Source organism: Tardiphaga sp. 215_C5_N2_1 (genome assembly GCF_052076055.1).
In the GTDB taxonomy this organism is placed as follows: domain Bacteria; phylum Pseudomonadota; class Alphaproteobacteria; order Rhizobiales; family Xanthobacteraceae; genus Tardiphaga; species Tardiphaga robiniae.
This window is the reverse complement of sequence record NZ_CP197240.1, coordinates 1444904-1457537: the sequence shown is the minus strand read 5'-3', so window position 1 is coordinate 1457537 and position 12634 is coordinate 1444904. Positions and strand designations below refer to the sequence as shown.

Below are 12634 nucleotides of genomic sequence, written 5' to 3'. Positions count from 1 at the left end.
CAGTGCTCGCCGCATTGGGCGGGGCTTAGCTTGACGCGAGTTCGGATGCGAATCTCTGTATCAGCTTCTGGATGATGGCTGCCGTTTCGGGACGCCGTGTCAGGCAGCGCGACGTCGGACCGGCAACCACCAGCGACAACCGGCGATGTTGCACCGGCAAGGGCACGGCGACGCCCGCAAGGTCAGCGATATATTCCGATGAACTCTGCTGATAACCGCGCTCGGCCGCCTCTCTGAGTTCGTCCTCGATCGCCTCTGCCGTTGTCGGTGTCGTATGGGAGAAGGCTTCGAACTTGATCTTGCGATAGATCGCCTTGCGTTCCTCGGGCGAATGCTGCTCGAGAATGGCGCGGCCCACCGAACTCGCATGGACCGGAACGCGGTCGCCTATCTGCGCGAAGTAGCGCACCGAATGCGTGGACTCGACGACATCTAGGAAGATTGCTGACGTTCCGGCGAGGGCGGCGACGCCGGTCGTTTCGCCGGTCTGGTCGGCGATTTCGGTCACCAGCGCATGGGCCGCGTCCGGGAGCGGCTCGGCATCTGCGACAGCGCGGGCAAGCATTAGCCAGCGGGGGCTGGGATAGTAGCCGTTGCGCGCACGGGGCTCATAGAGCCAGCCTTTGTCGGCGATGGTGCCGACGAGATTGAACGTACTGGAGCGTGGCCAGCCGAGGTCGTCCGAAATTTCGGCCAGCGTCGCGGGGCGTTTGCGCCGGGCGAAATACTCCATCAGTTCCAGGACGTTGGCAGCTTGTCTGACCAGCATTGAAATTCTCGTTCTTCCATTTGGGCACGCCACGAATGGCGAACTGTCCGCGTTTCCGCACGGTCTGGTTGGCCTCTGTATCGCTGAAATGGCTTTGAAAGCCATCCACATCGACAACGCTGGTCTTGACTTACAATTCACGTATAGGTCTTATAAATTCATAAACAAGAATTATTCACGTGATCGCTGGGCTGGCGTCTTGCCAGATGAATCATGGAATTTGTCAGGGGAGGAATAGATGACCATTCGCAATACTGTTGCCGTGTCAGCCGTGGCGCTGTCGCTCGGATTGCTGTCCGCGCAGATGGCGTCGGCACAGACGCCGGTGAAGCTCGGCGTCCTCGCCGACATGTCCGGCATTTTCTCTGATATCGGCGGTATGGGTTCGTTCGACGCCACCAAGATGGCTGTCGAGGATTTCAACAAGCTTCCGGGCGCCGACAAGTTCAAGGTCGAGGTGATCCAGGGCGATCCGCAGAACAAGCCGGACATCGCGCGCAACATCGCGCGCAAGTGGTACGAGACCGAAGGCGTCGACGTCCTCGTCGACATTCCGACCAGCGCCACCTCGCTGGCTGTCGCGCCGCTCACGGCGGAGCTCAACAAGGTCGCGCTGTTCACGGCATCAGGCACGTCGGACCTGACGGGCAAGGCCTGCACGCCGAACTCGGTGCATTGGACCTATGACACCTGGGCACTGGCGCACGGTACGGCCGACGCCATGACCAAGGCCGGCGGCAAGAGCTGGTTCTTCCTTACTGTCGACTTCGCGCTGGGCGCTTCGCTAGAGCGTGATGCTACAGCCGTCATCAATGCCAATGGTGGCAAGGTGCTCGGCAGCATCAAGCACCCGACCGATTCTAACGATTTCGCGTCCTATCTGCTGCAGGCGCAGGCCTCCAAGGCCGAGGTCATCGCACTGGCGAATGCCGGCGGCGATACCATCAAGGCGATCAAGCAGGCGTCTGAATTCGGTATCGTGCAGGCGGGCCAGAAGCTCGCCGGCATGCTGATGTTCATTTCGGATATCCACTCTCTCGGTCTCAACACGGCGCAGGGCCTGCAGCTCACTGAGGGCTTCTACTGGGATCTGAACGAGCAGACCCGCACCTTTGGCGAGCGGTTCGCCAAGCGCAACAACGGTCGCTATCCCAGTATGAACCAGGCCGGCGCTTATTCGGCGTCGCTCACCTATCTGAAGGCGGTCGCCAAGGTTGGCTCGCCGAAGGATGGCGCGGCGGTCGTGAAGGCGATCCGCGAGATGGGTACGTTCGACGATCCGCTGTTCGGCAAGACCACGCTGCGTGAAGACGGCCGCGTGCTGCACGACATGTATCTGCTCCAGGTCAAGAAGCCCGCTGAGTCGAAGAAGCCGTACGATTATTACAATGTTTTGGCGACGATCCCGGCCGACACGGCCTTCCGTCCGCTCAAGGACGGCGGTTGCCCGCTGATCAAGTAACGGCTGCAGCAACGAACGATGAGAACGCGCAGATGTCGGTGACCCCGCGCTGCGCGTTTTTCTTTTTCTGAACCGCGATATCAAAACCATCACAAGGACAACAGAATGCGTCTCGCCAATAAACTCGCCGCCGTCACCGCTGCTGCATCGGGCATGGGACGCGCCGGCGTCGAACTGTTCCTCAAGGAAGGCGCCAAGGTCGCCGCCATTGACGTCAATGCGGACGCGCTCGCGCAGCTCAAATCCGACATGAAGAAGCTGGGTTATGAGCTCACCACCATCCAGGCCGATCTGTCGAAGACCGAACAGATGAAGAGTTCAATCAACGACGCGGCTGCCGCGCTCGGCGGCATCGATATCCTCTGGGCCCATGCCGGCACGCCGGGTCCGGCCGGCGTCGAGAATCTCGACCTCACGGCCTATGAATTTGCGATGGCGCTCAACGTCACCTCGGCGACGCTGGCGGCCGGCGAAGTGATCAAGCACATGCGCAAGCGCGGCGGCGGCTCGGTGATCTTCACCTCGTCGGTGTCGGGCATTGTCGGCTCCATGATGAGCCCGATCTATTCGGCTGCTAAGTTCGCTGTGGTCGGCCTCACCAAGTCGCTGGCACAGGCATTCGCGCCCGAAGGCGTCCGCGTCAACGTGATCTGCCCGGGTCTTGCGGATACGCCGATGAAGCTCGGTTTCACCGGCCGCTCGGGCGTCGCAGCGGAAGCTGCGGCCAACGAGGCCAAGCTTTTGGCGGCGGTGCCCATGGGCCGTCTCTGCAAGGCCGAGGATGTGGCGCATGCCGCGCTGTGGCTCGGTTCGGACGATGCTTCCTTTATCACGGGCGTTGCGCTGCCAGTGGACGGCGGCTTCACCGCGCGTTGATCGGCAGTCACCCCTAAAATAGCAAAGGGCGCAGTCATTGCTGACCGCGCCCTTCGTGCTTGAGGGATATCTGCGTCAGGCGGCGCGAACGCCGGCGAGGAAGGTTTTGACTTCGCCGGACAGTTGCTCGGCCTGTTTCGACAGGCCGGTTGCCGCACTCAGCACCATGCCCGCAGCGTTGCCGGTCTCGTGCGCTGCCGAGCTGACACCGCCGATATTGGTGGTGACGTTCTGGGTCGCCTGCGCCGTCTGCGTCACGTTGCGAGCAATTTCCGCAGTCGCCGTACCTTGCTCCTCGATGGCAGAGCCGATCGTGGTGGCGATGGCGCTGACTTCTTCGATCGTGGCGGTGATGCCCTGGATGGCATCGACGGCTTCCTTGGTCGCGCTCTGGATTTGCGCGATGCGCGTGCTGATCTCCTTGGTGGCATCGGCGGTCTGCCCGGCGAGGCTCTTCACTTCGGTGGCGACCACCGCGAAGCCGCGGCCGGCATCGCCAGCGCGTGCAGCTTCGATGGTGGCGTTCAGAGCGAGGAGGTTGGTCTGGGCGGCGATGGTTTGGATCAGCTCGACGACATGTTCGATCTGCTGTGCGCCATCCGCCAGCGCCCGCACGATGGTATCGGTGCGGCGTGCGCTATCCACCGCGTGCGACGTGATCTTGGCGGACTGGGCCATCTGGCGGGCGATCTCGGTGATCGACGACGACAGTTCTTCGGCGGCAGATGCGACTGTCTGAACGCGTGTGCTGGCTTCGGTCGCAGCCGAGCTGACCATGGTGGCCTGCTGGTTGGTGCGATCGGCTGTGCCCGTCATGGACTGTGCGGTGGCTTCGAGCTCGGTCGACCCCGATGCCATCAGTCCGACAAGCTGGCCGACGGATGCGTCGAAGCGATTGGCAAGGGCGATCAACGCCTCGCGCTTCTCGGCTTCACTCATCTGCTTCAGCTTGGACTGCTCGGCTTCGAGAGACCGTGCCGTGAGTGAGGTCTGCCGAAGCATTTCCAGCGTTTCCGCCATGCGGCCGATTTCGTCGCCGCGATCGGTTTCCTCGACCTTGGCGTCGAGCGCTCCGTTGGCGATGTCATGCATGCGTGACTGCAACCGGCGAAGTGCACCGAGGATGTCGCTGGAAATGAGCCAGGACAACAGCGCCATCAGCGCGAGGACGCCAGCACCGATAGCGCCGAGGCGCATCAGCAGCGCATTCATGTCGGCATCGAGGTCGTCCACATAGACGCCGATGCTGATGACGACGTTCCACGGCGCAAATTTGCGCGCGAACACGACTTTCGGCCGAGGCTCATCCTGTCCAGGACGTGGATACAGATAGGTCGCGGTTGCACCTTCAGGCTTGCTGTTGGCGGCGGCGATGACGGCGGAGGCGATCAGGACGCCGTTGGAATCCTTGCCGTTGGTGATGGTGCCTTCGAGTTTCGGAAGCGTGCCGTGGACCATCACGGTGGAGTCGGCGCGATAGGCGAGCACGTAGCCCTGTCCCTTGTCGAACAACATGCGTCGGCTGCGCAGGCGAAGCTGATCTTCAGCTTCCGGCAGCTTCATCTTGCCCGCTTCAACTTCGTCCTGGAGCGATTGCGCGAGGCCAGTGACGAGATCGACGGCGGTGCGGAGCTGCAAAATCCGATCCTCCATCATCCGCTTCTGACTAAGCGAAGCGGCGACCGCGATGACGGCGCAGACCGCAATGGCAGAGACCGCGACCATGCTGACGAGCTTGGTGCGGATCGTGAAGTTACTGAGCAGACTCATCTGGACCTCGGCGTGAGAGTGACCAGACAATAATACCGTCAACCTGCTTACCAATGGTAAATCACGGGTTGCAATGCGCATCTTGAAGCGAGTTCAGCATGCGTCGCTTCGTCAGGTCCTGAAATGAAAAAGGCGCAGTCATTGCTGACTGCGCCTTTCATTTAATGGGGTTTAGTTCGTCATGCTTAGGCAGCCCGCACGCCGGCGAGGAATGTCGTGACTTCGCCAGACAATTGCTCGGCCTGCTTCGATAGGCCGGAAGCGGCGTTGAGCACCATGCCGGCAGCGTCGCCGGTCTCATGCGCGGCAGCGCTGACGCCGCCAATATTGGTGGTGACGTCCTGCGTCGCCTGCGCGGTCTGGGTGACGTTGCGGGCGATCTCTGCGGTCGCGGCACCTTGCTCCTCGATCGCAGAGCCGATCGTGGTGGCGATGGCGCTGACTTCCTCGATGGTGGCGGTGATGCCCTGGATCGCGTCGACAGCTTCCTTGGTCGCACTCTGGATCTGCGCGATGCGGGTGCTGATTTCCTTGGTGGCGTCGGCGGTCTGGCCGGCGAGGCTCTTCACTTCGGTCGCCACGACGGCGAAGCCGCGACCTGCATCGCCTGCACGGGCTGCTTCGATCGTTGCGTTCAGCGCCAGTAGGTTGGTCTGGCCGGCGATGGTGGAGATCAGTTCGACGACATGCTCGATCTGCTGAGCACCGTCGGCGAGGGCACGCACGATGGTGTCGGTGCGGCGGGCGCTGTCGACGGCGTGGGTGGTGATCTTGGCCGACTGCGCCATCTGACGCGCGATCTCGGCGATTGACGATGACAGCTCCTCGGCGGCGGCGGCGACCGTCTGCACGCGGGTGCTGGCTTGCAAGGCGGCAGTGTTGACGATGCCGGCTTGGTCATTGGTGCGGGCGGCAGTGCCACTCATCGACTGCGCGGTGGCTTCGAGCTCGGTGGAACCGGACGCCATCAGGCCGACCAACTGACCGACAGAGGAGTCGAAACGATCGGCGAGGGCAATCAGCGCATCGCGCTTCTCGGCTTCACTCATCTGTTTCAACTTGGCCTGCTCGGCTTCGAGGGAGCGGGCGGTCAGCGAGGTCTGGCGCAGCATTTCCAGCGTTTCGGCCATGCGGCCGATTTCGTCACCGCGATCGGTTTCGCCGACATTCTCATCGAGCGCGCCATTGGCAATCGCGTGCATACGAGCCTGCAGCCGGCGGAGTGCGCTCAGGATGTCGCTGGCCATCAGAAAGGACAGCAATGCCATCACAGCAAGGACGCCGGCGCCGAGCGAGCCGAGGCGGACGAGGAGAGCATTCACGTCGGCGTCGAGGTCATCGATATAAAGGCCGGTGCTGAAGGTGATATCCCATGGGGCATAGTAACGAGCAAAGACCATTTTGGCGGTCGGCTCGGTCTGGCCGGGACGCGGATAGAGATAGTAAGTGCTGCCGCCATTTGCGGTCTGGCGTGCGGCGTCGATGATGGCCCTTGAGATCAGAATGCCGTTGGAATCCTTGGCGCCCGTGTTCTTGTCTTCCAACTTCGGATTACCGGCATTTACCAACAGGACGCCGTCGGGCCTGTAGGCCACGAGATAGCCCTGCTTGTTGCCGAAGGTCATGTTGCGGGCGAGCTGGCGATAGCGCATCTGGGCGTCAGCCAGGGTGATCTTTCCGGCTGCAATTTCTTCCTGCATGCTGTCGGCCATGCCGACCATCAGATCGACGGCAGTGTGAAGCTGCTCCATGCGGTCTTGCTGCATGCGCTTCTGGCTCAGCGAAGCGGCCACCGCGATGATGGCGCAAATAGACGCAGCAGAGACCAGCACCATGCTGGTGAGCTTGGTGCGAATGGTGAAACGGCTAAGCAAACTCATGTCGACCTCTGATCGGAGCACTACTGGCAAAGAGATACCAGCGAGTCGCTTACCAATCGTGAAAGCTGACAAACTCAACGAGTTCGCTGCGCGAACGCGCGTGTAGCGATTTAGCGGCGCAATGCAGGGACGACGAGAAACGGGATCATGCCGATCACGACGCTGATCAAGGCAAAGGCGAGCAGCGCGTTATAGCTTTGGGTCCAGTCATGCAGCAGGCCGCCGGTCCATGAGCCAAGTGCCGCTCCGAGCCCGCTGCCGAAGGTGATCGTCCCATAAATGGTGCCCATCCGTTTGCCGCGAAAGATCTTCATGGCGGTCGCTGACAGCAGCGGGCCGCGCGATCCGATCATGCTGCCGAAGCAGACGACGAAGCCGGTGAGCAGCGCGTAGTTCGGATACCATTGCAGCAGCCACAGCATCACGATGCCGAGGATCGACATTGAATAACTGAACAGGATCGACGGCCGTCGACCGATTACGCCGTCGAGCCAGCTGACGCCGATCATGCCGAACAGCAGCGCTATGCCGCTGAAGCCCCAAGCCGTCGCTGCTTGCAGAGGCGGGAAGCCGACATCGACGAGATAGGCGACCACTTGCGGCGTGATTGCAAACATGCCGATGGCAGTGAAGAAGAATGTGCCGAATAGCGCCCAGAATGCGTGATGGCGCATGGCGCCGACCAGTGTCCATCCTTCGTCGAGGATGTCGTCGTGCTTCTCCGATTTATCGAGATGCGGCGACCCCGCGCTGATCTTACGCCAAGGTAGCAATATGGTGGGTACCAGCAGGGCCAGCGCGATCATGCCGAAGGTGCGGTAGGCGCCACGCCACTCGATGTGATCGATCAGAAGCTGGGCAAGCGGCAGCATCACCAGGACGCCTGCGCCGGTGGCGGAATAGAAAACCGACATTGCCAGCGGCAGTCGCTTGCCGAACCAGCGTCCCAGCAGCAGCGCATTCGGGACGTTGCCGATGCAGGCGACGGCAAAGCCGAAACAGGCACCGAGGGCGAGCTGAAACTGCCACAGGTGCTGGGCATAGGCGGCGGCCAGCAACGAAAGTCCAAGGACCGAAAGGCCGACGACGAATACCGTGCGCGGCCCCGAGCGATCGAACAGCCGGCCGATCAATGGAGATGACAGGCCGACGCACAGCGCCGTCAACGAATAGATCGAAACGACTTCGCTACGGTCCCAGCCGAATGATTGTGAAATCGGCAGCAGGAAGACCGAGAAACTCTCCTGCAGTCCCCGGCCGAACAGCGCAAAGGTGAAGCTGAGGCCGAGGACCGATAGTCCGATGCGTTGCGACGACTTCAAATCCATCTGGCTCTTCTTCACGGCGTTTGCGACAGCTGCGCCATGGAGCGCGTTTCACCGTGCATGAACAAGTGCGCTGGATGAATGTGGCTATGCAGGCTTGAGCAGGATGTGCCGCTTCTTCCCGAGCGAGAGCTTGATGACGCCTTCCGTCAGCAGCGCGGGAGTCAGCATCATCTTTTCGTCGGTGACCGCAACATCGTTGACGCGCAAGCCACCGCCCTTGATCTGCCGCCGCGCTTCGCCGTTCGACGCGACGAAACCGGCATTGACGAAGGCCGCGAGGACACCGATGCCTGCTTCAAGTTCAGCTTGCGGAATATTGACGGTCGGCAAGCTGTCGGCGAGCGCGCCTTCCTCGAAGGTCTTGCGTGCCGTCTCCGCAGCGGCATTTGCTGCATCGCGACCGTGCACCACGGCCGTCGCTTCGGTGGCGAGAATCTTCTTCGCCTCGTTGATCTCCGAACCGCTCAAGGCGGCGAGCTTGGCGATTTCGTCGAGGGGCAGGCGTGTGAAGACCTTGAGGAAACGGCCGACGTCTGCATCTTCGGTGTTGCGGAAGTACTGCCAGAAGTCGTAGGGGCTGAAGAGGTCACCGTTGAGCCAGACGGCGCCGGAGGCCGACTTGCCCATCTTCTCGCCAGATGACTTGGTGAGCAGCGGCGTTGTCAGCGCGTAGAGCTGCGGGCCGCCCATGCGGTGGCTGAGATCGACGCCATTGATGATGTTGCCCCACTGGTCGGAGCCGCCCATCTGCAGCAGCGTGCCGTAGCGGCGGTTGAGCTCGACGAAGTCGTAGCCCTGCATGATCATGTAGTTGAATTCGAGGAAGGACAGCGACTGGTCGCGGTCGAGGCGCAGCTTCACGCTGTCGAAGGACAACATACGATTGACCGAGAAGTGGCGGCCGACGTCGCGCAGGAATTCGACATAGTTCAGCTTCAGCAGCCAGTCCGCATTGTTGACCATCAGTGCGTCGGTCGGGCCGTCGCCATAGGTCAGCATCTTGCCGAAGATTTTCTTGATGCCTTCGATGTTCTCCGCGATCTTCTCGACCGTCAGCAGTTGCCGCTGGTCGTCCCGGAACGACGGGTCGCCGACCATCGAGGTACCGCCGCCCATCAGCGTGATCGGGCGGTGGCCGGTCTGCTGAAACCAGTACAACATGGTCACCGAGATCAGATTGCCGATATGCAGACTGGTCGCCGTGGCGTCATAGCCCACATAAGCCGTGACCGGTCCTTTGCAGCAGGCGGCGTCCAGCGCCTCGGCATCCGAGACCTGATGGATCAGGCCGCGGCTCTGGAGGACGTTGAGAAAATCGGACTTGTAGCTGGTCATCGGTTTACGGCTCGGTTCGGATAATTTTACGCTGTCTCAATGGATTGGCGGCAAGGTGGGGGCGTGCTGGCTGCCCCAAAGTGCCTGTGGCATTATAAGATTGGACGCTTCGACACAAGTTTTGACCGGAAATGAGGGCTTTGCCGTGTGCCTGATATGCTGACCGCGATCGGACTAATGAGCGGAACCTCGCTGGACGGGGTCGATGTCGCCCTGATCGAGACCGATGGCGAACGGGTCGGGTCGTTTGGTCCGTCGGGGTATCGGCCATATAGCGAGGCTGAGCGTGCCGTGTTGCGCCAGGCGCTGGCTGAGGCCGTGCAACTGAGCCGGCGCGATATTAGGCCGGGCAGTCTGGCCGAGGCGGAGCGGGTGGTGACATCGGCCCATGCCGAGGCCGTCGAGGCGTTTCTGACTGATCATGGCATCGCACGAGACAGCATCGACATTGTCGGCTTTCACGGCCAGACCGTGCTGCATCGTCCCGCCGATCGACTTACCGTGCAGATTGGCGACGGGGCGAGCCTTGCCGGGATGGTCGGCCTGCCGGTGATCCACGACCTGCGAGCGGCTGATGTGGCTGCGGGCGGGCAGGGAGCGCCGCTGGTGCCGGTCTATCACCGTGCGTTGGCGCAGGGACTGCATCGTGACGGGCCCATTGCCGTGGTCAATATCGGCGGCGTGTCCAATGTGACTTACATTGATGGCGACATCGCGTTGATTGCCTGCGACACCGGTCCGGGCAATGCACTGCTCGATGATTTCGTGTTGCGTGCAACGGGGCAGCCGTTCGATGCGGATGGCGCATTGGCGGCGCAGGGCCGCGTCGATGATGCGTGGGTCGCAAAGGGGTTGCAGAATCCGTTCTTTGCGGCAGCGCCGCCGAAGTCGCTTGATCGCAATCACTTCGTTGCATTGCAACTGAGCGATACGAGTCCGGCTGATGGTGCAGCGACACTGACGGCGTTCACCGCGGCGACCATCGCCAGCATTGCGCCGCTGTTACCGAAGCCGCCGCGCAGCTGGATCATCGCCGGCGGCGGCGCACGCAATCCGACGATGCTGCGCATGCTGCGGGAGCGATTGCCGGCCGCTAGCGTCGAGAGTGCGAATGACCTGGGCTGGTCGGCCGATGCGATGGAAGCGCAGGCCTTCGCGTTCCTGGCGGCGCGCTCGCTTGCGGGCTTGCCGTTGAGCTATCCGGCAACGACTGGTGTGCCGGAGCCGATGACGGGCGGTGTGAGAGCGGACTGCCTCGCGAGCTAGTGCGAAGTTCGTCATAGCTAAGGCGATTCGACTCACTCAACGAATCAGGTTGATCGCGAATAACGGCGTCGATGCCTGTGGTAGTCGGCAAGCTGCCGCGGACACGGATGCGTGATGGCATCATTAAATCTCGTGATAAGTTCGGTACGGAAATGCCGCGGCTTGCCGATTATGTTGCCGAAAGCACACAGCCGAAAAATGATGCTGCGACAATCGACCGCGCGCATTGTTTCGCAACATGATCTTCCACAACTCTGCCTCATGAATGGCACGCCCGGGGCAATCGCGCGTGCCGATACGATCGGTACGGAGGCGACATGATCACCATGATGAAGCAAATGATACTTGGTTCCGCAGCAGCGTTGCTGGCAGCGAGCACCGCCCAGGCGGCGGACCTTCCGGTGAAGGCCAAGGCTGTCGAATATGTGAAGATCTGCTCGATCTACGGTGCCGGCTTCTACTACATCCCGGGCACCGACACCTGCATCAAGATCGGCGGCGCGATCCGCCTCGATACGACTTTTAACGGTGGCCCGTACGACGCGCCGTTCTGGCAGGGCGGCGCCGGTGGCAACAATCTCTGGACCAAGGATAACTTCCTCACACGCGAACGTATCAACATTACGACCGATACGCGCACGGCGTCCGAATACGGCGTGGTGCGTACCTATGCGAACATGCAGCTCGACTTCACGCAGAACCGCGACAGCATCGCCGGCGGCTTCACGGAAGTGGATTTCGCATTCATCCAGTTCGCCGGCTTCACCTTCGGTAAGGCTGTCTCGAATTTCGATCCGCAATGGGCGCTGACCAAACCCTGGATCTCATCGGGCTTCCTTGCGGGTTCGAGCAATACGACCGGCATTCCCCAAATCGCTTACACAGCTGAATTCGGCAACGGCTTCTCGGGCACCATCGCGCTCGAGAATGCGTCGCCCTATCGCAATGCCGGCCTCTACAACACCGCAAACTTCATCGTCGCGCCGGGCGCGGGGTCGTTCACCGGTGCCTTCTACGGCACCAATTCGAACACGTTCTTCGGCAACGCCACGGGCGGCAACCATATTCCTGATGTCGTCGGCAACCTTCGGCTCGATCAGAAGTGGGGCTCGCTGCATTTCGCTGCGGCCATGCACACGTCGACGGCCGGCTTCTACGGGGCAAATGAATCCTTCGGGCATCCTGACGATGTCTACGGCTTTGCCGTCAGCGGCGCGGTGGAATTCAAGGTCCTGCCAACCGGTGCAAACGACAGCCTGAAGATCGAAGCGTCTTATGCCAAGGGCGCCGCGCGTTACGCCTTCACCGGCGGCTCGCTCGAAACCTCCGGCGGCGGTCGTTTTGCCAAATTCGATGGCAACACGGTTGGCTTCGGCTACGTGCTCGATGGTGTGTATTCACCGGGAAGCTCGATCCAGCAGAGTGATGCCTGGGAAGTCAGTGCCTTCTATGAGCACTACTGGAACACGGCATGGCGCACCTCGGTGTTCGGCAACTACAGCCATATCTCCTATGGCGATGCCGGCAACGCGATGCTCGCCGCGGCATTCAGCCCGGCCGGCGGTCGCCTGGGAACGAGCAGTTCGTCCAACCCGGGCTCTACGGCTGGCAGCATTACTGGCACGACCAACAATTTTGATTTCGGAATTGCCCAAGTCGGTACACGTACTGCATGGACCCCCGTCAAGAACCTGACCCTGTCGGCTGAATTCACCTATAGCCGCCTCGATCAGAATCTCGACGGCACCTATACCGGCACGGCAAGTGGCAAGCCCAATCAGGCCTACCAGATCAAGGATCAGAATCTTTACAACGGCTCGGTCCAGATCCTGCGCTCGTTCTGATCCCGATCAGGACCTAAAACTGAAACTGAAAAGCCCTCGGCCGATCCGGCCGAGGGCTTTTTGTTAGGTTGACATGAAGCGGCCGGCGTGAGGCCGATCGACGC

The 12634-nt window shown here is 61.4% G+C and carries 9 protein-coding genes; 4 read left to right on the top strand and 5 right to left on the bottom strand.

Features of this window, described 5'->3' with window-relative positions; genetic code table 11:
- Window positions 1-25 precede the first annotated feature (25 nt).
- Entirely contained in the window at window positions 26-769 is a 744-nt protein-coding gene (locus AB7828_RS06865) for an IclR family transcriptional regulator (RefSeq protein ID WP_175368901.1), read from the bottom strand.
- A 238-nt stretch (window positions 770-1007) separates the two neighbouring features.
- Here AB7828_RS06865 and AB7828_RS06860 point away from each other — a divergent pair, with 238 nt between their 5' ends.
- Complete coding sequence (locus AB7828_RS06860) at window positions 1008-2231, top strand: ABC transporter substrate-binding protein (RefSeq protein WP_089264135.1); 1224 nt, start codon at window positions 1008-1010, stop codon at window positions 2229-2231.
- A 105-nt stretch (window positions 2232-2336) separates the two neighbouring features.
- A complete protein-coding gene (locus AB7828_RS06855) occupies window positions 2337-3107 on the top strand; it encodes an SDR family NAD(P)-dependent oxidoreductase (protein WP_439071821.1) in 771 nt (256 codons plus the stop codon).
- 75 nt (window positions 3108-3182) lie between these two features.
- Here AB7828_RS06855 and AB7828_RS06850 read toward each other — a convergent pair whose 3' ends face one another.
- From AB7828_RS06850 to tyrS, 4 genes are all read right to left on the bottom strand, one after another.
- Entirely contained in the window at window positions 3183-4877 is a 1695-nt protein-coding gene (locus AB7828_RS06850; protein WP_093758414.1) for a methyl-accepting chemotaxis protein, read from the bottom strand.
- Window positions 4878-5062: 185 nt separating this feature from the next.
- Entirely contained in the window at window positions 5063-6757 is a 1695-nt protein-coding gene (locus AB7828_RS06845) for a methyl-accepting chemotaxis protein (RefSeq protein ID WP_120290292.1), read from the bottom strand.
- 110 nt (window positions 6758-6867) lie between these two features.
- Window positions 6868-8085, bottom strand: a complete 1218-nt coding sequence (locus AB7828_RS06840; RefSeq protein ID WP_441229761.1) for an MFS transporter — start codon at window positions 8083-8085, stop codon at window positions 6868-6870.
- 84 nt (window positions 8086-8169) lie between these two features.
- Window positions 8170-9420 carry a tyrosine--tRNA ligase gene (gene tyrS, locus AB7828_RS06835; RefSeq protein WP_120289408.1) on the bottom strand — a complete coding sequence of 417 codons (1251 nt, stop codon included), beginning with the start codon at window positions 9418-9420 and terminating at the stop codon, window positions 8170-8172.
- Window positions 9421-9576: 156 nt separating this feature from the next.
- On the opposite strand from tyrS, the gene AB7828_RS06830 reads away from it, so the two are divergent.
- The gene (locus tag AB7828_RS06830) at window positions 9577-10686 is read left to right on the top strand and encodes an anhydro-N-acetylmuramic acid kinase (protein WP_441232204.1); all 1110 of its coding nucleotides are present in this window, start codon (window positions 9577-9579) and stop codon (window positions 10684-10686) included.
- Window positions 10687-11003: 317 nt separating this feature from the next.
- Window positions 11004-12530 (top strand): porin, encoded by a 1527-nt coding sequence (locus AB7828_RS06825; protein ID WP_441229760.1) that lies wholly within the window; start codon window positions 11004-11006, stop codon window positions 12528-12530.
- Window positions 12531-12634: the final 104 nt, after the last annotated feature.

Excerpts from the sequence above, each read along its gene's own strand:
- AB7828_RS06865 (WP_175368901.1), bottom strand. The coding sequence starts at position 769 with ATGCTGGTCAGACAAGCTGCCAACGTCCTGGAACTGATGGAGTATTTC.
- AB7828_RS06825 (WP_441229760.1), top strand. The coding sequence starts at position 11,004 with ATGATCACCATGATGAAGCAAATGATACTTGGTTCCGCAGCAGCGTTG.
- AB7828_RS06845 (WP_120290292.1), bottom strand. The coding sequence starts at position 6,757 with ATGAGTTTGCTTAGCCGTTTCACCATTCGCACCAAGCTCACCAGCATG.
- tyrS (WP_120289408.1), bottom strand. The coding sequence starts at position 9,420 with ATGACCAGCTACAAGTCCGATTTTCTCAACGTCCTCCAGAGCCGCGGC.
- AB7828_RS06860 (WP_089264135.1), top strand. The coding sequence starts at position 1,008 with ATGACCATTCGCAATACTGTTGCCGTGTCAGCCGTGGCGCTGTCGCTC.
- AB7828_RS06840 (WP_441229761.1), bottom strand. The coding sequence starts at position 8,085 with ATGGATTTGAAGTCGTCGCAACGCATCGGACTATCGGTCCTCGGCCTC.
- AB7828_RS06830 (WP_441232204.1), top strand. The coding sequence starts at position 9,577 with ATGCTGACCGCGATCGGACTAATGAGCGGAACCTCGCTGGACGGGGTC.
- AB7828_RS06855 (WP_439071821.1), top strand. The coding sequence starts at position 2,337 with ATGCGTCTCGCCAATAAACTCGCCGCCGTCACCGCTGCTGCATCGGGC.
- AB7828_RS06850 (WP_093758414.1), bottom strand. The coding sequence starts at position 4,877 with ATGAGTCTGCTCAGTAACTTCACGATCCGCACCAAGCTCGTCAGCATG.